General features: G+C 67.3%; 24 protein-coding genes. 14 read left to right on the forward strand and 10 right to left on the reverse strand.

The features are described from left to right. Positions 1–46: 46 nt before the first annotated feature. Positions 47–517, reverse strand: a complete 471-nt coding sequence (locus Q8N19_RS11080; protein WP_305590619.1) for a TIGR02300 family protein — start codon at positions 515–517, stop codon at positions 47–49. 119 nt (positions 518–636) lie between these two features. Here Q8N19_RS11080 and aroA point away from each other — a divergent pair, with 119 nt between their 5' ends. From aroA to Q8N19_RS11135, 11 genes are all read left to right on the forward strand, one after another. Then, the gene (aroA, locus tag Q8N19_RS11085) at positions 637–1,983 is read left to right on the forward strand and encodes a 3-phosphoshikimate 1-carboxyvinyltransferase (RefSeq protein WP_305590695.1); all 1,347 of its coding nucleotides are present in this window, start codon (positions 637–639) and stop codon (positions 1,981–1,983) included. After that, complete coding sequence (cmk, locus tag Q8N19_RS11090) at positions 1,980–2,627, forward strand: (d)CMP kinase (RefSeq protein WP_305590621.1); 648 nt, start codon at positions 1,980–1,982, stop codon at positions 2,625–2,627. Before aroA ends, cmk begins: the two co-directional genes overlap by 4 nt. Positions 2,628–2,804: 177 nt before the next feature. Next, complete coding sequence (gene rpsA / locus Q8N19_RS11095) at positions 2,805–4,517, forward strand: 30S ribosomal protein S1 (RefSeq protein ID WP_305590623.1); 1,713 nt, start codon at positions 2,805–2,807, stop codon at positions 4,515–4,517. Positions 4,518–4,682: 165 nt separating this feature from the next. Next, the gene (locus tag Q8N19_RS11100) at positions 4,683–4,964 is read left to right on the forward strand and encodes an integration host factor subunit beta (protein ID WP_293320148.1); all 282 of its coding nucleotides are present in this window, start codon (positions 4,683–4,685) and stop codon (positions 4,962–4,964) included. Between the two features lie 48 nt (positions 4,965–5,012). Then, complete coding sequence (mscL, locus tag Q8N19_RS11105; protein WP_305590626.1) at positions 5,013–5,459, forward strand: large-conductance mechanosensitive channel protein MscL; 447 nt, start codon at positions 5,013–5,015, stop codon at positions 5,457–5,459. Positions 5,460–5,510: 51 nt separating this feature from the next. After that, positions 5,511–6,161, forward strand: a complete 651-nt coding sequence (locus tag Q8N19_RS11110; protein WP_305590628.1) for a phosphoribosylanthranilate isomerase — start codon at positions 5,511–5,513, stop codon at positions 6,159–6,161. A 28-nt stretch (positions 6,162–6,189) separates the two neighbouring features. Beyond that, positions 6,190–7,431: a tryptophan synthase subunit beta gene (gene trpB, locus Q8N19_RS11115; RefSeq protein ID WP_305590630.1), complete on the forward strand. Its 1,242-nt coding sequence runs from the start codon at positions 6,190–6,192 to the stop codon at positions 7,429–7,431. Continuing rightward, positions 7,428–8,261, forward strand: a complete 834-nt coding sequence (gene trpA / locus Q8N19_RS11120; RefSeq protein ID WP_305590697.1) for a tryptophan synthase subunit alpha — start codon at positions 7,428–7,430, stop codon at positions 8,259–8,261. The genes trpB and trpA overlap by 4 nt, the downstream gene beginning before the upstream one ends. Before the next feature lie 12 nt (positions 8,262–8,273). Beyond that, positions 8,274–9,185 carry an acetyl-CoA carboxylase, carboxyltransferase subunit beta gene (gene accD, locus Q8N19_RS11125; protein ID WP_305590632.1) on the forward strand — a complete coding sequence of 304 codons (912 nt, stop codon included), beginning with the start codon at positions 8,274–8,276 and terminating at the stop codon, positions 9,183–9,185. Between the two features lie 42 nt (positions 9,186–9,227). Next, a complete protein-coding gene (locus Q8N19_RS11130) occupies positions 9,228–10,547 on the forward strand; it encodes a folylpolyglutamate synthase/dihydrofolate synthase family protein (protein ID WP_305590634.1) in 1,320 nt (439 codons plus the stop codon). Between the two features lie 9 nt (positions 10,548–10,556). Then, positions 10,557–10,886: a hypothetical protein gene (locus Q8N19_RS11135; RefSeq protein ID WP_293320161.1), complete on the forward strand. Its 330-nt coding sequence runs from the start codon at positions 10,557–10,559 to the stop codon at positions 10,884–10,886. 9 nt (positions 10,887–10,895) lie between these two features. On the opposite strand, the gene Q8N19_RS11140 is transcribed toward Q8N19_RS11135, so the two are convergent. The 6 genes from Q8N19_RS11140 to Q8N19_RS11165 form a co-directional block, all read right to left on the reverse strand. After that, complete coding sequence (locus Q8N19_RS11140; RefSeq protein ID WP_305590637.1) at positions 10,896–11,513, reverse strand: hypothetical protein; 618 nt, start codon at positions 11,511–11,513, stop codon at positions 10,896–10,898. After that, on the reverse strand, positions 11,510–12,850 hold the full coding sequence (locus tag Q8N19_RS11145; RefSeq protein ID WP_305590639.1) for a hypothetical protein: 1,341 nt from the start codon (positions 12,848–12,850) through the stop codon (positions 11,510–11,512). The genes Q8N19_RS11140 and Q8N19_RS11145 overlap by 4 nt, the downstream gene beginning before the upstream one ends. A 324-nt stretch (positions 12,851–13,174) precedes the next feature. After that, positions 13,175–13,576: a GFA family protein gene (locus Q8N19_RS11150; RefSeq protein ID WP_305590641.1), complete on the reverse strand. Its 402-nt coding sequence runs from the start codon at positions 13,574–13,576 to the stop codon at positions 13,175–13,177. Positions 13,577–13,581: 5 nt separating this feature from the next. Continuing rightward, positions 13,582–13,932, reverse strand: coding sequence for a DUF2200 domain-containing protein (locus tag Q8N19_RS11155; RefSeq protein WP_305590643.1), 351 nt, complete (start codon positions 13,930–13,932; stop codon positions 13,582–13,584). 64 nt (positions 13,933–13,996) lie between these two features. After that, the gene (locus tag Q8N19_RS11160) at positions 13,997–14,170 is read right to left on the reverse strand and encodes a hypothetical protein (RefSeq protein ID WP_305590645.1); all 174 of its coding nucleotides are present in this window, start codon (positions 14,168–14,170) and stop codon (positions 13,997–13,999) included. Positions 14,171–14,229: 59 nt separating this feature from the next. After that, entirely contained in the window at positions 14,230–15,336 is a 1,107-nt protein-coding gene (locus tag Q8N19_RS11165) for an SDR family oxidoreductase (protein ID WP_305590647.1), read from the reverse strand. Positions 15,337–15,390: 54 nt separating this feature from the next. Between Q8N19_RS11165 and Q8N19_RS11170 the strand changes: the two genes are divergently transcribed. Continuing rightward, entirely contained in the window at positions 15,391–15,786 is a 396-nt protein-coding gene (locus Q8N19_RS11170) for a helix-turn-helix domain-containing protein (RefSeq protein ID WP_305590649.1), read from the forward strand. Positions 15,787–15,812: 26 nt separating this feature from the next. Here Q8N19_RS11170 and Q8N19_RS11175 read toward each other — a convergent pair whose 3' ends face one another. Both Q8N19_RS11175 and Q8N19_RS11180 read right to left on the reverse strand, forming a co-directional pair. Then, a complete protein-coding gene (locus tag Q8N19_RS11175; protein WP_305590651.1) occupies positions 15,813–16,055 on the reverse strand; it encodes a DUF5961 family protein in 243 nt (80 codons plus the stop codon). A gap of 64 nt (positions 16,056–16,119) precedes the next feature. Further along, complete coding sequence (locus Q8N19_RS11180; RefSeq protein WP_305590653.1) at positions 16,120–17,097, reverse strand: nitronate monooxygenase family protein; 978 nt, start codon at positions 17,095–17,097, stop codon at positions 16,120–16,122. A 224-nt stretch (positions 17,098–17,321) separates the two neighbouring features. Between Q8N19_RS11180 and Q8N19_RS11185 the strand changes: the two genes are divergently transcribed. Continuing rightward, positions 17,322–19,244, forward strand: a complete 1,923-nt coding sequence (locus Q8N19_RS11185; RefSeq protein ID WP_305590655.1) for an ATP-binding protein — start codon at positions 17,322–17,324, stop codon at positions 19,242–19,244. Positions 19,245–19,415: 171 nt separating this feature from the next. Continuing rightward, positions 19,416–19,910, forward strand: coding sequence for a hypothetical protein (locus Q8N19_RS11190; RefSeq protein ID WP_305590657.1), 495 nt, complete (start codon positions 19,416–19,418; stop codon positions 19,908–19,910). A gap of 153 nt (positions 19,911–20,063) precedes the next feature. Here the strand turns inward: Q8N19_RS11190 and trxA are convergent, their stop codons facing one another. Continuing rightward, on the reverse strand, positions 20,064–20,399 hold the full coding sequence (gene trxA / locus Q8N19_RS11195) for a thioredoxin (RefSeq protein ID WP_305590660.1): 336 nt from the start codon (positions 20,397–20,399) through the stop codon (positions 20,064–20,066). Between the last annotated feature and the right edge of the window lie 23 nt (positions 20,400–20,422).

The raw sequence follows: 20,422 nt of genomic DNA on the forward strand, positions 1-20,422 counted from the left end.
GTCTGGCGGCGATCAAGCACCATTTTCAGGGCTGATCGCCGGGACCTCAATCTTCGTCCGGTTCGGGGATTCCCTCGATGTCGGCGTCGTCGAAATCCTCGTCCTCTTCCTCGAGGAAGGGCACGGCTTCGTCGTCGTCGTCCTCCAGGTCGTCTTCATCGCTGAAGCCGGCCAGATCGGCGTCGGGGGACTTCTTCTTGGCGACTCGTTCGACGGGTTCGGCGTCCTCGTCCTCGTCGTCTTCGACGGCGGGGTCTTCGATTTCGTCGATTTCCGGCGCGCCGAGATCTTCTTCCTCGTCCTCGTCGTCGTCGCTACGGGCCTTGACCTGATCTTCGGCCTCGGCTTCGGGCTCAGGCGCCGGCGCGCGACCGCGGACCCGGCGGTTCTTGACCGCCTCATCCGGATCAAATTCGGTATGGCACTTGGGGCACACAGCCGGCCGCTTGGTCAGGTCGTAGAACTTGGCCTGGCAGTTTGGGCAGACCTGCTTGGCGCCCAACTCTGGATTTGCCACGTGGGCGATCCCCTAAAGAGCGGTTTGACAGAAGCCGGCTCCCTTGCCACGGGCCAGGGCGGCTGTCAAAAGCAAAGCCCCTCGGACAAACCCAAGGCCTTTAGGAGGCGTCCATTTCCATCACGGCGGCTGGACTGACCGCGACCCGCGGCGGCCCGCTGCGGGGCCGTGTGCGCGCTCCCGGCGACAAGTCCATTTCCCATCGCGCCCTGATCCTCGGCGCCATGGCCAGCGGAACCACGGAAATCACCGGCCTGCTTGAGGGCGAGGACGTCAAACGCACGGCGGGCGCCATGGCCGCCTTCGGCGCGCGGGTCGAACGCCTGGGCGAAGGTCGCTGGCGCGTTGAAGGTCGGGGCGGCTTCTCCGAGCCCCTCGACGTGATCGACTGCGGCAACGCCGGCACCGGCGTGCGGCTGATCATGGGGGCGGCGGCCGGCTTTGACCTCAGCGCCACCTTCACCGGCGACGCCTCCCTGCGTGGCCGACCCATGAACCGGGTGCTCAAGCCGCTCGGCGAGATGGGGGCGAGCTGGATCGCCCGGTCGGGCGGGCGCCTGCCGCTCACCCTGCGCGGCGGCGGGTTGAAACACACGGCCTATCGTCTGCCTGAGCCCTCGGCCCAGGTGAAGTCCGCGGTCCTGCTGGCCGGACTACACGCTGCGGGCGGGGCCGAGGTGATCGAGCCCGAGGCGACCCGCGACCATACCGAGCGGATGCTGCGGGCCTTCGGGGCGCAGGTGGAGATTGCGCCCATGGCCGACGGCGCCCGGCGCATCATCGTGCCCGGCGGCCAGGCGCTCAGCGGAACAGAGGTGGTGGTGCCGGGTGATCCGTCCTCGGCCGCCTTCCCGCTGGTGGCGGCCCTGATCACGCCGGGCTCGGAGGTGACGGTGGAGGGCGTGCTGCTCAACCCCCTGCGCGCGGCTCTGTTCACGACGCTGCAGGAAATGGGCGCCGACCTGGTCATCACCAATGTCCGCGAGGAGGGCGGCGACCAGGTGGGTGACGTCACCGCCCGACACTCGGCCCTGCGCGGCGTCGTGGCGCCCCCGGAGCGGGCGGCGGCCATGATCGATGAGTATCCCATCCTCGCCATTGCTGCGGCCTTCGCTGAGGGGCCGACCATCATGCGCGGCATCGGCGAGATGCGGGTCAAGGAGAGCGACCGGATCGCCCTGACGGCGGCGGGCCTGGCCGCCTGCGGCGTCGGCGTGGAGGAAGAGCCCGAGGGTCTGATCGTCAACGGCACGGTGCGGGCCAACCATCCGGTGGCGGGCGGGGGTCGGGTGACCACCCACGGGGATCACCGGATCGCCATGGCGCATCTGGTCCTGGGCCTGGCGGCCGAGGCTCCGGTGAGCGTGGATGAACCGGGCATGATCGCCACCAGCTTCCCGGGCTTCGTCGAGATGATGACCGGCCTGGGCGGACAGATTCAGGCCACGGAGCTGCAGCCCGCATGAGCGGGGCGGGTGTGATTACGGTGGATGGGCCGGCGGCGTCGGGCAAGGGCACCATCGCCTCGGGCCTCGGCCGGCTCTATGGCCTGCCGGTTCTGGACTCAGGCCTGCTCTACCGGGCTGTGGGCGTCCTGCTGCAGCAGGCCGGCGGCGATCTTGATGACGCCGCCGCGGCCGCCGCCGTGGCCCGCGCCATTCGGCCTGAGGCCCTGGACGATGACGCCTTCCGCACCCGCTCCGCCGGCGAGGCCGCCAGCCGGGTGGCGGTGCATCCGCAGGTCCGTCAGGTGCTGCTGGCCCTGCAGCGGGACTTCGCCGCCCAGCCGGGCGGGGCGGTGCTGGACGGGCGCGACATGGGCACGGTGATCTGCCCGAGCGCCGGGGCCAAGCTCTATGTGACCGCCCGGCCCGAGGTGCGCGCCGAGCGCCGCTGGCGCCAGCTGACGGGGCAGGGGGAGGCGGTCAGCCTGGAGGAGATCCTAGCCGATATCCGGGTGCGGGACGAACGTGACTCCGGCCGCGCGACCGCGCCCATGGCGCCGGCGCCGGACGCCGTCTTGCTGGACACCTCGGAAATGACTATAGACCAAGCCGCCGATGCGGCCCGCCGCATCGTCGAGGCGGCGCGCGCCCGCCAGGCTCCCTGAACCGGAAGACTGGCCGAGCAAATCCAACCGCGCCTTTTCCTCGTACGGCTGCGGGCAAATTCATCTCGTGAGGTCCGCCTCACGTTTTCGGTTGCAACCCCTAACCTGACGTCAGGACTCCGTCCCTGAGACCGCGCGCGGCCAGGGCGCCTGCGTCAATTCGAACGAAAGAGCACTATGGCTGACGATAGGAGCCTCTCCCCCTCCCGCGACGACTTCGCCGCCCTCCTCGACGAGTCGCTCGGCGGCCGTGACTTCATGGAAGGCACCGTGGTCAAGGGCCTGGTGGTGGGCATCGAGAAGGACTTCGCCATCATCGATGTGGGCCTCAAGACCGAGGGCCGCGTCCTGCTGAAGGAATTCGGCGGCGAAGACGACTCCAAGGCCACCGTTGCGGTGGGCGACACCGTCGAGGTCTTCCTCGAGCGGGTCGAGAACGCCATGGGCGAAGCGGTCATCAGCCGCGACAAGGCCCGCCGCGAAGAAGCCTGGACCCGTCTGGAAGGGGTCTACGCCCTGAACGAGCCGGTCATGGGCTCCATCGTCGGCCGCGTGAAGGGCGGCTTCACCGTCGACCTCGGCGGCGCCTCGGCCTTCCTGCCGGGCAGCCAGGTCGATATCCGCCCGGTGCGCGACGTCGGCCCGCTGATGGGCAAGGAGCAGCCCTTCGCCATCCTCAAGATGGACCGTCCCCGCGGCAATATCGTCGTGTCCCGTCGCGCCATCCTGGAAGAAGCCCGCGCCGAACAGCGCACCGAGCTGGTGGCCCAGCTGCAGGAAGGCGAAGTCCGCGAAGGCGTGGTCAAGAACATCACCGATTACGGCGCGTTCGTGGACCTGGGCGGCATCGACGGCCTGCTGCACGTCACCGACATGAGCTGGAAGCGGGTCAACCATCCGAGCCAGGTTCTGGCGGTGGGCGACACCGTCAAGGTGCAGATCGTCAAGATCAACCCCGACACCCAGCGCATCTCGCTCGGCATGAAGCAGCTGCAGTCCGACCCCTGGGACGGCGTGGAAGCCAAGTATCCCGTCGGCGCCAAGTTCACCGGCCGGATCACCAACATCACCGACTACGGCGCCTTCGTGGAGCTGGAAGCCGGGGTCGAGGGCCTGGTCCACGTGTCGGAAATGTCTTGGACCAAGAAGAACGTCCATCCGGGCAAGATCGTCTCCACCTCTCAGGAAGTGGAAGTGGTCGTCCTGGACGTCGATCCGTCGAAGCGTCGCGTGTCGCTCGGCCTGAAGCAGGCCATGGCCAACCCCTGGGACGCCTTCCTGGAAACCCATCCGGTCGGCTCCACCGTCGAGGGCGAAGTCAAGAACGCCACCGAGTTCGGCCTGTTCATCGGCCTGGACAACGACATCGACGGCATGGTGCACCTGTCCGACCTGGACTGGACCGCGCCGGGCGAGGAAGTCATCACCCGCTACCAGAAGGGCGAGATGGTCAAGGCTCAGGTCCTGGACGTCGACGTCGAGAAGGAGCGCATCTCGCTGGGCATCAAGCAGCTGGCCGGCGATCCGATGGCCGGCGACGCCTACCGCAAGGGCCAGACCGTCACCGTCACCGTCACCGAGGTCACCTCGGGCGGCATCGAGGTGCGGCTGGGCGATGATGAAGCCCCGATGACGGCCTTCATCCGCAAGTCCGACCTGTCCCGCGACCGGGCTGACCAGCGTCCCGAGCGTTTCGCCGTCGGCGACCGCGTCGATGCGCAGGTGGCCAATGTCGACAAGGGCGCCCGTCGTCTGTCCCTGTCGATCAAGGCCCTGGAAATGGCCGAGGAAAAGGAAGCCATCGAGCAGTTCGGCTCGTCGGACTCCGGCGCCTCGCTGGGCGACATCCTGGGTGCGGCCCTGCGCGAAAAGGGCCAGCCCAAGGATTGATCGTCCTGGCTTCAGGACATTGATCTGAGATCGCCCCGTCCGGTTCGCCGGGCGGGGCTTTTTCATGGCCATCGCCCCGAAAGCCCTGGGAGTGTTCCGCATACAGCCTTGAACATCCTCAGGGACTCGCCCATGGTCCCCCGCGCCGAACCTGCGGAAAGTGCGATGATCAAATCCGAACTGATCGCCCGTCTGGCCGAGGAAAACCCCCACCTGACCCAGCGCGACATCGAGCGGGTGGTGGGCGTGGTCCTCGAGCAGATGATCGTGGCCCTCGAACAGGGCGGTCGCGTTGAGCTGCGGGGCTTTGGCGCCCTGTCGGTCAGGGCCCGCGACGCCCGCTCGGGTCGCAATCCGCGCACCGGCGAGCCGGTGGACGTCCGCGCCAAGCACGTCCCCTTCTTCAAGAGCGGCAAGGAACTGCGCGAGCGCCTCAACGCCGACTGAGCCGCGGCCCCTGCCTTTCCCTGTTCCTATGCCTGAGGATCTCCTGGCGTGAGCATCGTCTCAGAATTCCGCGAGTTCATTTCCCGCGGCAATGTCATCGACCTGGCGGTGGGCGTCATCATCGGCGCCTCGTTCAACTCCATCGTCAAAAGCCTGGTGGACCAGGTGATCATGCCGCCGATCGGACTGCTTACCGGCGGGGTAGATTTCTCGAGGCTGCGGTGGGTTCTGCGCCCAGAAAACCCCGAGACGGAGGCCATCGAGCTGGTGGCTATCCAGTACGGGGCGTTCATCAACACGGTGATCCAGTTCGTCATCGTCGCCTGGGCGGTCTTCGTGCTGGTCAAGCTGGTGAACACCATCCGCCGCAAGGAGGCCGAAAAGCCGCCTGAGGCCCAGCCGGCGCCCTCGCCCACCGAGGTGCTGCTGATGGAGATCCGCGACCAGCTCAAGGCGCAGAACGGCGTGACCGGCCAGACCCCGCCCGCGCCTTGAATCATCGCGGCGCCTTGCGGACCAGGGGGACCATCCCCTAATCGACGAGACATGAGCGCCCCCCGCATCGCCTCCAAGATCTGCGGCCTGTCCACGCCGCAGGCGGTCACCGCCGCTTTGGACGGCCAGGCGGCCTATCTCGGCTTCATCTTTTTTCCGGCCAGCCCGCGGGATATCTCGCCAGAGGCGGCCGGCGCCCTGACCGGACCCGTGCGCGGCCAGGCCCAGGTGGTGGCCGTCAGCGTCGATCCCTCGGACGCGCTCATCGATCAGATCATGACTCACCTGCGGCCGGACCTGATCCAGCTGCACGGGGCTGAGCCGCCGGCCCGGGTAGCGGCCATCGGCCAGCGGACGGGCGCGCGGACCATCAAGGTCATACCGGTGTCAGAAGCCGCCGATCTGGCGGGCGTCAGCGCCTATGACAGCGCCGCCGATCATCTGATGTTCGAGGGCCGTCCGCCCAAGGAGGCGGCCCTGCCGGGCGGCGTCGGGGCCCGCTTTGACTGGACACTCCTGTCGGGACGCAGGTTTTCGCGGCCCTGGTTCCTGGCCGGCGGCCTTGACCCCTGGAACGTGGCCGAGGCCATCAGCCTGTCGGGCGCGCCCGCGGTGGACGTTTCCTCTGGTGTGGAGCGCGGTCCCGGACTAAAGGACCCGGCCTTGATCACGGCCTTTCTGGACGCCGTGCGCCGCGCATGACGAGCTCTTTGCAAGGACGCGCAAGACGATGAACGCCCCGACGCACCCCCAGGCGCCGCCCGCGACGCCCAACGATTTCGCCGCCTATCCGGACGCCAACGGCCGTTTCGGCGAGTTCGGTGGCCGCTATGTGGCCGAGACTCTGATGCCGCTGGTGCTGGACCTGGAGGCCGCCTATCTGGCCACCAAGGAAGACGCCGCCTTCCAGGCCGAGCTGAATGGCTTGCTGACCCACTATGTGGGCCGACCCTCGCCGCTCTACTTCGCCGAGCGCCTGACCGACCATTTCGGCGGGGCCAAGATCTATTTCAAGCGCGAGGACCTGAACCACACCGGCGCGCACAAGATCAACAACTGCATCGGCCAGATCCTGCTGGCCCGCCGCATGGGCAAGACCCGGATCATCGCCGAGACGGGCGCCGGTCAGCACGGGGTGGCCACAGCCACGGTCTGCGCCCGCTTTGGCCTGCCCTGCGTGGTCTATATGGGCGCCGTCGACGTCGCCCGGCAGCGTCCGAACGTCTTCCGCATGAACCTGCTGGGCGCCGAGGTCACGCCGGTGACCAGCGGCGCCTCGACGCTGAAGGACGCCATGAACGAGGCCCTGCGCGACTGGGTTACGAACGTGGAGGACACCTATTATCTGATCGGCTCGGCGGCCGGCCCGCACCCCTATCCGATGATGGTCCGGGACTTCCAGGCGATCATGGGCCGGGAGATCCGCGAGCAGATCATCGAGGCCGAGGGCCGCCTGCCCGACGCCGTGGTCGCCTGCGTTGGCGGCGGCTCCAACGCCATCGGCACCTTCCATCCCTTCCTGAATGACGAGCAGGTCCGGATCATCGGGGTCGAGGCCGCCGGCGACGGCATGGGCACCGACCGGCACGCCGCGGCCATCAATGGCGGCCGCCCCGGCGTGCTCCATGGCAACAAGACCTACCTGCTGCAGGACGCCGAGGGCCAGATCACCGAGGCCCACTCCATCTCGGCGGGCCTCGACTATCCCGGCATCGGTCCAGAGCACTCCTGGCTGCACGATGTGGGCCGGGCCCAGTACCTGACCTGCACCGACACCGAGGCCCTGGACGCCTTCAAGCTCTGCGCCGAGCTGGAGGGCATCATTCCGGCCCTGGAATCGGCGCACGCCATCGCGCGGCTGTCCGACATCGCCCGGGATGTGGGCAAGGGCGGAGTCGTGGTGATGAATCTGTCGGGCCGCGGCGACAAGGACGTGGCCACCGTGGCCGACCACCTGGGACGCACCATCTGATGAAATCCCGTATCGACGCGCGGTTTGCCGCCCTGAAAGCCGAGGATCGCGCCGCCTTCGTGGCCTATGTGATGGCTGGCGATCCGAACCGCGCCACGGCGCTGGAGATCCTCAAGGGCCTGCCCGCAGCCGGCGCCGACCTGATCGAGCTGGGCTTTCCCTTCTCCGATCCCATGGCCGAAGGCCCGCCCATCCAGAAGGCCGCCCAGCGCGCCCTGAAGGACGGCATGACCCTGAAGGGCGTCCTCGACCTGGCTGCGGAGTTCCGGCAGGGCGACGACACCACGCCGCTGATCATGATGGGCTATCTGAATCCCCTGGTGACCTGGGGCTTTGAGGCCTTCGCCCAGGCCGCCGCGGCGGCCGGCATCGATGGGCTGATCATCGTCGACTGCCCGCCGGAGGAGGCCGATCCCCTGGCCGACGCCCTGGACGCAGCCGACATCTCCCTGATCCGGCTGGCCACGCCCACCACCGACGACAAGCGCCTGCCGGTGGTCCTGCGGCGGACCTCGGGCTTCGTCTACTACGTCTCCGTCACCGGGGTGACCGGCGCCAAGGAGGCCGACGCCGAGGCCGTGCGCCCGGCCGTGGCCCGCATCCGCGCTGCGTCTGGCCTGCCGGTGGCGGTGGGCTTCGGCATCCGCACGCCGGAGCGCGCTGGCGCCATCGCCCAGGTGGCCGACGCCGCCGTGGTCGGCTCGGCCCTGGTGGACGAGGTGGCCGAGGCTCTGGAGCGGAACGAAGACGTGACCGCCCGGGTGCTTTCCAAAGTCCAATCCCTGGCTAAGGCTGTCCGCTCAGCCCGCACCACCCCCGTTTCGGCCTAGATCCCGACAGAGATGGCAGATCAGAAGAACGAAAAGCCCGCCCGCCCGCAGGGGAACCAGGGCGGCTGGCTCTCCCGGATCGCCCCGGGCATCCGCAACGCCTTCGTCAAGCGCGAGACGCCGGAGAACCTCTGGGTCAAGTGCCCCGACACCGGCGAGATGATCTACCGGCCGGACCTCGAGGCCGCCCTTTGGGTGACCCCGTCGGGCCACCACATGCGCATCGGCGCCAAGGATCGGCTGAAGATCACCTTCGATGACGGCGCGGTCGAACGCATCGCCACCCCGCACGTCACCGAAGACCCGCTGAAATTCCCCGACGACCGGCCCTATGGGGAACGGCTGAAGGCCGCCCGCAAGGCCACCGGCGAACACGACGCCATGGCCATCGGCGTCGGCAAGATCCAGGGCCAGGAGACCGTGGTGGTGGTCCAGGACTTCGCCTTCATGGGCGGGTCGCTGGGCATGGCGGCGGGCGAGACCTTCATCAAGGCCGCCCATGAGGCCATCGCCCGGCAATGCCCCTTCGTGATCTTCACCGCCTCGGGCGGGGCGCGGATGCAGGAGGGGACCCTGTCCCTGATGCAGATGACCCGCACCACCCTGGCGGTGAACGAGCTGCGGGCCGCCGGCCTGCCCTATGTGGTGGTGCTGACCGACCCCACGTCGGGCGGGGTGACCGCCTCCTACGCCATGCTGGGGGACGTGCATCTGGCCGAGCCGAACGCCATGATCGCCTTTTCCGGCCGCCGGGTGATCGAGCAGACCATCCGCGAAATCCTGCCGCCGGGCTTCCAGCGCTCGGAGTTCCTGGCCGAGCGCGGCATGGTCGACCGGGTCGTCAGCCGGCCCGACCTGCCGGTCATGCTGGGCTCGATTCTCACGACCCTGATGCTGGGACGCGCCCGTTCCCGCGCCGCCTGACGCCGTCCCTCCCTCAAAGGCACCGCCGCCCGAGCCCCCGCCATGTATGATCCGATCCGGGCCTCAGACGCGGTGATCGCGCGGCTGCGCGCCAACCATCCCAGCCTGATCGACCTGACCACCGGGCGGGTCGAGCGCCTGCTGGCGGCCCTTGGCCACCCCGAACAGCGATTGCCGCCGGTGATCCATGTGGCCGGCACCAACGGCAAGGGCTCGACGGTCGCCTATATGCGCGCCATCGGCGAGGCTGCGGGTCTCAAGGTCCATGTCCTGACCTCGCCCCATCTGGTCCGCTTCGCCGAGCGCATCCGGGTGGCCGGCGAGCTGATCAGCGACGCGGCGATGGAGGCCCTGATCAGTGAGGTGGAGGCCGCCAACGCCAGCGAGCCGATCAGCTTCTTCGAGATCACCACGGTCCTCGCCCTGCAGGCCTTCGCCAAGGTTCCGGCCGATCTCTGCCTGATCGAAGTGGGCCTGGGCGGCCGGTTCGACGCCACCAACATCTTCGACGCCCCGGCGGTGAGCGTCATCACGCCTGTGGACTACGACCATCTGGAGATGCTGGGGCCTGAGCTCTCCAAGATCGCCTGGGAGAAGGCCGGCATCATCAAGGCCGGCCGCCCCGTCGTGGTCGCCCGCCAGATGGATGAGGCGCTAGGGGTCATCACGGCGGAGGCGCAGGCCCTGGGCGCCCCCATGACCTTGATCGGCGCCGATGCGGACGCCTGGGAGGCCAATGGCCGACTGCTGGTGCAGTGGGGGGAGCAACTGCTCGACCTGCCGCCGCCGGCCCTGTTCGGCGCCCACCAGTTCGACAACGCCGGCCTGGCGGTCACCGCGATGCTGACCCTGGGCGATCCCCGCATCGACGAGGACGCCATGGCCCGCGGCGTGGCGTCCGCCCAGTGGCCCGCACGCTTCCAGCGCCTGCGGGAGGGTGCGCTCGGCCAGATGGCGGCTGATCGCGGCGCGGTGCTGTGGCTGGACGGCGGCCACAATCCTCACGCCGGGGCGGCTCTGGCCCAGGCCCTGGCCAAACTCACCGCCCGCGATCCGCGGCCCGTGGTTCTGATCGTCGCCATGTTCGCCCGCAAGGACGCCGTCGGCTTCTTCGCCCCCTTCGCCGATCTGGCCCCCCAGGTGGTGGCCACCAGCTTCGACTCTCCCAACGCCGCCCCGGCCGAAGAGATCGCCGCCGCTGCGAGGACGGCGGGGCTCGTGGCGCAGACGGCGGCTGACGTCACCGCCGCGCTGTCGGCCGCCCTGGCCCTGGAGGGTCCGGCCCCGCACGTCCTGATCTGCGGCGGCCTGCACTTCGCCGGCGAGGTCCTGGCCATGGACCCCGCGACCTGGCCCCGGTAAGAGCCAGCCATGGCGCGCACGAAACTGAACCCTGAATTTCCGATCACGGTGGACGGGGACCCCTATGTCTGGCGGCTGCAGCGCCAGCCCCAGTGGTCCAGCGACGCGGCCGAATGGCGCGGCATGGCCATCGCGGTGCGCCACGTGGAAGGCCAGCGGGAGGCGGTGGTGGAGTTTCCCCCCGGTCCGCAGCGCCGCTATGGCGCCCCGCAGCTCCAGCCCTCGCACATCCCCACCGATCTGGTGGCCCGGGCCATCACCTCGGCCATCGCCGCCGGCTGGGAGCCCCTGTCCCGGGGCAAGACGGTGGCTATCGTGGTCGACGCCGAGGGCCGCTGAGGGCTCGTCCTACGGGATCGTCCACCAGCGCCAGAGGACTAGGAAGAGTAGTCCGATCAGCAACAAGGGCCACCAGAGGTTGCGCCGCGGCCTCTCGGGCCGAACAGGGCGCGCGGCGGTCGCTCGCAGGCGGACCCAGTCGGTAGCTTCATCCTCATCGTAGACGAAGCCCGTATAGTGGGCGACCAGCTGCATGGGCACGTCGAACGCGAAATCGACGCCATCCTCGTCCGCCTGCGCCTTGAGCGCCTTGGCTCTCAGCTCCGCCACGATGGCCGGGAGCGTTCCCTCCACGGCCAGGGGACGTGCCTCGTCGTCCGGGTCATGGGTCACTGACCATTCAAGCTGGCCGTTCCGATATCCGTGCGCATAGGAGTGCATGGGGATGGAGTACATCTCGCACCCCACGGCCATCTGGTCGGTGGTGGAAGCGGCCAGTTCGAGGTCGGTGGCCAGGTCCAGGTTCAGCTGACTGGTCACCACGATCCAACCCCCAGGAAAGGTGCGACAGCTATAGTCGCAATCCACCCAATCCCCCGTCGGCGCACCCGGTATGGGTTCAAGCCCCAGCGCCGCCAGAACCACCTCCAGCTCGACGCCCTGCACCCCGATTAAGGTCGCCCTCATGGCGCAGTCGCTCCGGGCTCAAGCTGCGGTTGGGTCGTTGCCCAGTCCCAGGGGAAGATTACTGAAATTGGCAGGCCAAGGGCGGCCCCAATATCCCGCGGGACCGAGTGGTCTACTCGATAGTTATTGAGTTCAATGGTGGCTTGTATTTGTCGCGGGCTTAAATGAGCCTTGCGCCCGAATTTCGATTCAATAAGTTGCTGCGGAAGTCCATTTTTGTATGTGCGCAGGTCAGGAAACGTGTGGCCCCCACCCGGTAGCTTGTGCGCGGTCTTTTTTGTCGGACCAGTCTTGTGGCCGCGCACAAAGTTCCTGACACGGGAGACTCGCTCGCCCATCACTCCCTTAGCCTTAATCGGCAAGCCATCCATATGCTTGGCTACGCTTGCCCCGACCAAACCGGCGACGGTGGCTCCGGCAGCGGCCGCTTCCCTCGCTCTTGCGGCGGACTGCGCATTGAGGCCGCCATTTAGGGTATCCTGCGCCACAGACTCGGTTAACCCAGCTGCGGCGCCCGCCCGGGCCACATTGCCGCGCCGAGCGGCCAAGGCGCCGAGTGTTCCCCCAACGATAGCGCCGCCATAGTCGCCTGGCGTTCCGACCTTCCAATGCGCGACGTCGTCGATAGCTTGGCCTATCACGCCGGCTGCGCCACCAGCCCCAGCCAGCGCGGCCGTTTCCCGAAGGATCAGCGGGGCTGTCTGCCCGATGCGAACACCTTGGGCGGCGGGGACGAGCGCCGCCCCCCATGGACCAAGAAGCGCCCCTGTGACGAGCACCTGACCGCCGACCCCCAGGACCTGTCCGGTCGTCCTTGCTGCGGCATAGTTTTGAGCATCGGCGGCGTCCCGCGCGCGCTCTTGCGCCATCCGCTTCTGGTACGATGCGCCGAAATCGTCTCCCTGAAGAACATCGCCCACAGCGCCGAGGCCAGCATAGGCTTGGTCGCCCAGGCCGAGGGTGAATGCATCTTGCGCGCCGCGTGCGGCGGCGGCGGTTTGAGCCGTCGCCTCCTGCAGCCAATCTTGGGCGGCTTGCCCAGGCTGCGCTGAGGCTGGCTTTCGGGTGGGCGTCGACGGACTCGGCGGCTTGGAAACCGCTGTGGACCTTGCTGCTGGACGAGGCAGGATCCGGCTTGCGCCGGTTTCAATGAGCTGTTCGGCTTTTGAAACCAGGGCGCTCTGCGCCGACTGCGCCGCTCTTTCCACGCCTCGACGGTACGTGTCCAAGGCCTGTTCGGACCGCTGAAGACCGCGTTGCAACTCCACCTCACGCGCGGCAATCCAGCTTTTCATATCGCCTGCGCCACGGCGCAGGGCGTCCTGAAACTGTCTCAAGTCATGCTCCTCGATCGGACCGACGACGACTTCTCGCTCAGCGCGAGTTGAGGCCCGATACTACCGCGGTTGAGCTTTGGAGCAAGAACAAAAGTAGAACATCTACCCTGACGCACCGGCCGCATCTGACCCTCCCTAACGCCGCGCGGCTGCCGGCTGGGCGATGACGCGGGTGACTTCGGCCATGGTTTCGGCGCCTCAGGCGCAGAGGGGGCCAGGGCCTCGACTAGGCTGCGCCCCAGTGGGCGCGGCCTTAGTCCACCCGCGGCATGACCTCCTTGTAGTGGGTCTGCTTGATCAGATCGAAGGCTGGCCGCCTACCCCCTAGGCCCAGAGGTCGCCCACGCAGCGGCCGCGGGACGGCAGGTCTTCGAAGGCGCCCAGGCCGTCGAAATGGCGGATCGGCAGGTGAGCCACCTCGTCCGGCGGGGCGAGCCTTAGATTGACCGCCATCCGCCGCCGGCCGTCCGGCCGCAGGCGCAGGCCGCGCCAGGCGAGCACGCCGGCGCATGCTGGGCAGAACAGGACCTCCAGCCCCGGCTCGTCCTCGGCGATCCGGCTGTAGGACGAGGTCGGTCCGCTGAGCGCGATCCGCTCCCCCTCATAGTCATAGGCCCAGAGCGCGCCATAGCGGCGGCAGAGCGTGCAGTTGCAGGCGGTGACCGGGCCTGGGTCACCCTCCAGGGTCCACTGGCTCTGTCCGCAGTGGCAGGAACCGGTCAGCATGACGTTCAGCCCCTCAGGATCTTGCCCATCGCCTTGCCCCTAGCCAGTTCGTCGATGAGCTTGTCCAGGTAGCGGATCTCCCGCATCAGCGGGTCTTCGATGTCCTCCACCCGTACGCCGCAGATGACGCCCTTGATCTGGGCCCGCGCCGGGTTCATCGCCGGGGCCTGGGCGAAGAAGGTGCGGAAGTCCGACTGGTCGGCCAGCTGGGCGGCGAAGGCCTCGGAGCTGAAGCCGGTGAGCCACAGGATGATCTCATCGACCTCGGCCCTGGTGCGGCCCTTGCGCTCGGCCTTAGCTACATAGAGCGGATAGACGCTGGCGAAGCTGGTGGTGAAGATGCGGTGTTCTGGCATCGGGCGCTCACACGTCAGCGGACGGCGGGGCGTCCGGTTCCAGGCGATCATGCCCCGGTTGGCCCTAGTCGTCGATGCCGGGGCGAAGCGGATCCCGCCCGTCCAGGCCCTCAATGTGGCGACGTTGCTGACGGACGCGGGCGCCCACGTCGTCCGGGCCAGGGCCATCGCGCTCGGGCGATTCAGGCAGCGAAGCCGGGGGGACGGACGGCGGGGGCGGGGTGTCGGGAACAGACATGGACGCTCCTTGCCACCGGGTAACCGGCCGCGGCGAAGGCCGGTTCCCGGCGCCTGGGCTCAGACCGTCGGCACCGTGCCGCCGTCGATGACCACCTCGGTTCCGTGGATGGTGGCGGCGCGGTCGCTGGCCAGGAAGGCGATCAGGTCGGCGACCTCGTCCGGCGTATTGGGCCGGCCGATGGGGATGCCGCCCAGCGCACGCATCAGGTCCTGGCGGGCGGTCTCCACGTCGCCGCCTTCGCTGGCCGCCAGCCGCTCGATCATCCGCGTGGCGGCTTCGGTCTCGGTGAAGCCCGGCGCGACGCTGAGCACGCGCACGCCCTTCGGCCCCAGTTCATTGGACAGGGCCTTGCTGTAGGCGCCGAGCGCGGCCTTGGCCGCGGCGTAGGCCAGGGTGGAGTCGTAGAGCGGCAGCCGGCGCTGGATGGAGGTGACATGGACGATCACCCCATAGCCCTGGTCCAGCATGGCCGGGGCCAGCGCCCGGTCGAGCCGCACGGCTGACAAGAGGTTCAGGTTCAGCTCATTCACCCAGTGGTCTTCGGTCAAAGCCGAAAACCCGCCGCCGGGCGTCGTCGAGCCGCCGAGACTGTGGACGATGAGGTCCACGCCGCCGAGCCGCTCAAGGACGACCCGCGCCAGCTCCGCTGCCCCGGCCGGATCGGCGAGATCAACGCCATGGAACAGGTCCGGCTGGGCTAGCTTCGCCGGCCGGGTCCGGGCGGCGCGGAAGACGGTGGCCCCGGCGCCGGCCAGCCGGTCGGCCACCGCTGCGCCCACCCCTTGTGTCCCGCCGGTCACCAGCACCCGGCGGCCGGTGAACTCGGCGTTCGAAGGCCGCGGCGTGATCTCCAGGGTCTGGATCAGGTCGCCGGCTAGGCGGAAGGCGTAGCGCAGGTCGGCGCGGCCGCCGGGGAAGGTCCCCGTGACGTGGGCGGTCACCACGCCGCCGTCGGCCGTGGGCTCGAAGCTGCGGGGCTCGGCGCGGAAACTGTAGAGCGCTCGCGCCTCGGCGGCCCAGTCGCGCACGGCGGCCCGGCCCTGGTGGTCGCGCTGTTCGTCGTGGACGTGCGCGTCCGGCGCGAAGCCGGCGGCGAGCGCGTCGGCGTCATCGGCCTCGGCGGCGGCGAAGTAGCGGGCGATCGGGGCGGGGAGTTTGATCATGGGGCTCGGGCCTCTGGGGTGGCGATACCCCCGATCTGGCGCTATACAGATGTCATGGCAAGAACCGACAAAATCGTAGGGTACTCACCTACAGGTAAGTTAGCCGACGTCACCCCCGACCTGGCGGCGAGCGGGGTCGAGACGGCGTTCCGCATGCTGGAGGGCCGCTGGAAGATGGTGATCATCTTTCACCTCTTCGACCGCCAGGTGCTGCGGTTCTCCGAACTTGAGCGCGCCATCCCCGGCGTCTCGCAGAAGATGCTGATCCAGCAGCTGCGGGACCTGGAGCGCGACGGCATCGTCGAGCGCCAGATCTACGCCCAGGTGCCGCCCAAGGTGGAATACCGGCTGACCGACTGGGGCCAAGCCATGTGCCCGGCCCTGGACTCCCTGCTGGAATGGGCGGCCCAGAAGCCCGCCTCGCCGGCGGACCCCGCGCCTGCGGCCTGACGGCGGAGACCCTACCGCCCCACGCCCTAGGCGCAGGGCTGGGGCTCGCCGCCGCCCAGGTCGATGCGGAAACAGTGCTCGTGGCCGTTGGCCAGGTCGCAGACGACCACCTGGATCTCCCCGCCCGAGTCGGCCGGCGGGTGGAAATCCTCCACATAGGCGAGGGCGGCGGCCTCGAAGGAGGCCTCCTCCACGATCTGTGCGGGGTGGTGGTCGTCCTGCCGGGCGTGAACGCTGAAGCGGCGCGAAAGCTCTTGGGTCTGCGGCATGGTCATCTCCTCCCCGGAAGAACGTGCAGGCGCCGGAAAGGATTCGTGAGCGCCGCGGCCCGCCTTAAGCCAGCTCGAACTGCCCGACGCGCTTGCGCAGGATGGCCTCGGCGTCGGCCATGATCTTGTCGATCAGGTCCTTCACGGTCGGGATGTCGTGGATCAGGCCCGCGACCATGCCGCAGGACCAGCCGCCGGCGTCCATATTCCCGTCGCGCATGATGGCCGGATAGACGCCTGCCACTTCCGGGGCGATGTCGGCGAAGGTGAGGGCGGCGCCCATCTCCTTCTCCTTGGCCAGCAGGCGCTCCACGCCCGCGTTCACCAGCACCCGCTCGGTATTGCGCAGGGGCCGCATGATCAGCCGGGTGTCGAGCTCGCTGGCCTCCACCAGGGCCTGCTTCACATTGGGATGCACCGGCGCCTCCTGGGTGGCGATGAAGCGGGTGCCCATATTGATCCCGTCGGCGCCGAGGCAGAGCGCCGCGGCTAGCGACCGCCCATCGGCCATGCCGCCCGAGGCCAGGAACGGGATCTCCAGCTCCTCGGCCGCCCGGGGCAGGAGGATGAAGTTCGGCACGTCGTCCTCGCCCGGATGGCCGCCGCATTCAAAGCCGTCGACGCTGACCGCGTCGCAGCCGATGGCCTGGGCCTTCACCGCATGGCGCACGGCGGTGCACTTGTGGATCACCTTGATGCCCGCCTCTTTCAGGGCCGGCAGGTACTTCTGCGGATTGTTGCCCGCCGTCTCGACGACCTTGACGCCGGACTTCACGATCGCCTCGACAAAGCCCGGATAGTCCGGCGGCGTCACCGAGGGCAGGAAGGTCAGGTTCACCCCGAACGGCTTGTCGGTCATCCCCCGGCACCGGGCGATCTCGGCGGAAAGCTTCTCCGGCGTTCCCTGGGTCAGGCCGGTGATGATGCCAAGCCCGCCCGCATTGGACACGGCCGCGGCCATCTCGGCGAAGCCCACATAGTGCATGCCCCCCTGCACGATCGGATGCTCGACGCCGAGCAGGTCAGTGATGCGGGTCTTCATGGTCGGCTCCTCCCGGGGGCTGTGTTTGTTGGGGCGGAGTCGTGCGCGGAATGGGGGGCGTGTGCAAGTGGGGCTGGGGCGAATGGGTCGCGAGTGGAAGGGTGGTCACATCGCCTCGTCGTGGAACCGTTCGCCTGTGGCTCACGCGCCGCCACTCTTCAAAGCAGACAACGAGGACCCTGGCGCTATAGTCACCAGCCAGCCAAGGGGGCATGCGGCGAAAAATGACGGTCCAGATTAAGCCGACTCTCTTTGACGATCGATTTCTCGACAAGCACGCGGGCGCGATAATCAGCGACCTCAGTGTGGCGCTCGTTGAGCTGGTCGCAAACGCTTGGGACGCCTACGCCACGCGGGTCGAGATTCAGTGGCCCGATGGCTCTCGAGACCGGCTATTTTCGATTAAGGACAACGGGAAGGGGCTGACCCGAGAGCAGTTCGCCCTGCGCTGGCGTACGCTCAATTACAATCGAGTTGCGGCAGAAGGCGAGTTTTCGCTTCCGCCCTCGGACCTTGGCAGCAGCAAGCCGCGACGTCCCTATGGACGAAATGGGCAAGGGCGCTTAGCAGGCTTTGCCTTTTCTGATCCATACGAGGTGATCACACGAGCTGGCGGCGATGAGGTCACGTTCGAGGTCAGGAGATCGAGTGGAGCGCTGCCCTTCGACTGGCGAGAGATCTCCAGCAAATCAGCAAGCGACCATGGTCTTGAAATCCGCGCCACCCATGCAACGCGAACACGGACCAACGCTGCGGCTGTTCGTGAAATGCTCGGTGCCCGGTTCCTGACGGACCCAGATTTCACCGTCGTCGTCGATGGCGTGACGGTGACGTTCGACGACATCCCGAACGCCTTCCTACAGGAGAGCTTCGTCGGTGTGCCCGGCCACGGGCAGGTTCGAATTGTGATGATCGATGCGCAGCACGCGGACCGAACCACGCGCCAACATGGAATCGCCTGGCACGTCAACAACCGCCTCGTCGGCGAGTGCGGATGGCTCGGGAGCGACTACAGTCGCATCCTTGACGGTCGCACTAGCGAAGCCAAGCGCTTCACCTTCATTGTGACGGCGGACTTTCTGGCATCAGCCAACGCCGTTCAGCCGGACTGGAGCGGGTTCAACCCTAAGAATGAAGTTTGGAAGCTCACACAGTCCTTGGTCCAAGACCGGATTCGCGAGCAGATCTTCGCCCATGGCGCTCAGCGACGAAAGGAGACCAAGGAGGCGGTCAAGGAGCACCATGCCAACACAATCCGCAAAGCGCCGCCGCTGGCGCGGGAGCGGTGGAATGAGTTTGTCGAAGCAGTCGTCGACAGTTGTCCGGGCATTTCGGGTGAGCAGGTCGAACAGGTCGCGGGGATTCTCGCGAACCTCGAAGTTTCCCGTTCTCGCTACGGTCTCGTCGACAAGCTCCATCGCATGCAACCGAACGAGCTGGACGAGTTAGACGCTATCCTGGGTGATTGGAGCGTGGCGACAGCCAAGGTGGCGCTCGATGAGATCCAAAATCGACTGAAGCTAATCGCCGAACTTCACGCCAAGTTGCGAGACGAGCGTGCCGACGAGGTTCGTGAACTGCAGCCCTTGATGGAACGCAGTCTGTGGGTATTCGGGCCTGAGTTCGAGACCATTGAGTTCACCTCCAATCGCGGCATGTCGGAAGTTATTCGCAAGCTTCTGGGCCGCAAAGTGCGCGGCAGCCTGAACCGGCCAGACTTCGTCATCCTTGATGACGGCAGCGTCGGCCTGTTTTCTCGACCGAAATACGGTGACGGCTATGAGGTCGAGGGTATCGAGCATCTGGTTGTCGTTGAGCTTAAGCGACCCGGAATAGCGATCGGCATGGACCACAAGAACCAGGCCTGGAAGTATGTCACTGAGCTTCTCGATCAAGGGCTGATCGAGGAGTCGACCAAGGTGACTTGCTTCGTCATGGGCTCGAAACTTGCGCCGCGAGAGCGAATTCGCGAGGAAGGCTCAACACGGATTGTTCCGCTTGCCTATGACACGTTTGTCAGGCGAGCTGAGTCGCGCATGCTGAACCTCTACGAGCGTCTTAAGGGTGCGCCGTTCCTCGCCGACCTTCAGGTCGACGTGGAAGGGTTTTTGGCACAGCCACCTCACCGCGGCCTGGATCTCGACTAGGGATAGGGTTTGGTGGCCGCCGTAATTCGACGGCCGCAGACAACGCATTTCGAACTTGAATGGGGCTGTCGGTATTCAGCTCTTGAGCCGGGTTTCCATGCCCCTCTTCTAGAATACCGCCGCCCAAACCAGCAAAAGTGCGGCAGAACTCAAATTGTGCGGAGGAGAGCCATGTACGAGGAGTGGCTGCAGGCCAGGGCTCCGGGATACAAGTCTCTGGCGCCCGCGGAACGGGACGCGATTGCCGGCTTCCTCCACTTCTGGGCCTTGTTCGAGGGGCGTCTCCTCAACGAGCGTGCCGGGCCAGACAAGATTTGTCGCTTAGCTGCGCGCTGGAACAGCGATGATCTAGCCGACTCAGCACCCGTTTGCGCCGCACTCAACTACTGGCGAAATCGGTACTTTGCTGGAGGAGAGCCCAATGGGCGCTTCGAAAGCCTTCTGTTCAGGCCTAACGATCATGAAGAACTGGTCGTAGATGTGATGGCCGGTGCGCCTGACGACGCAGAAAGCGTCATGGCAGCGGTTCTTCTGATCATCTACCGACTTCGAAACAACCTCTTCCACGGTCTGAAATGGCAGTACGGCCTGGCAGATCAGGAGGGCAACTTCCGGCACGCAAACCGAGTGCTTATGGAGGTGCTGGACCGATACGGAGACCTTTAGAGGGGCCTTTGTGATGCGTCCCCGTGGGCGGCTACCTTCTCCGTGGATTCAGCGCATAACCGGACCGGACCGGGCGCTGCTGGTGCATCGACTCGCCCAACGAAAAAGGGCCGGCTTTCGCCGACCCCTTCTGCCATCTCTCAGGCCTCAGCCTTACGCCGCCGGCTGCACGCCGGCTTCGGAGAGCCATTCGAGGATCTTCTGCTTGGGCATGGCGCCGACCTTCATGGACGACATCTGGCCGTCCTTGAACAGCATCATGGTCGGGATGCCGCGGACGCCGTAGCGCGACGGGGTGGTGGGGCTGTCTTCGATGTTCAGCTTGGCGATGGTGACCTGGCCGGCCAGGTCGTCGGAGATTTGCTCCAGGGCCGGGGCGATCTGCTTGCAGGGGCCGCACCACTCGGCCCAGAAGTCCACCAGGACCGGGCCTTGCGCCTGCAGCACGTCTTTCTCGAAGGACTCGTCGGTGACGGTGACGGTGCTCATGGAAGCTCCTTTTGCGACCCGGC

It is taken from the genome of Phenylobacterium sp. (assembly GCF_030693405.1).
Classification (GTDB): Bacteria; Pseudomonadota; Alphaproteobacteria; order Caulobacterales; family Caulobacteraceae; genus Phenylobacterium.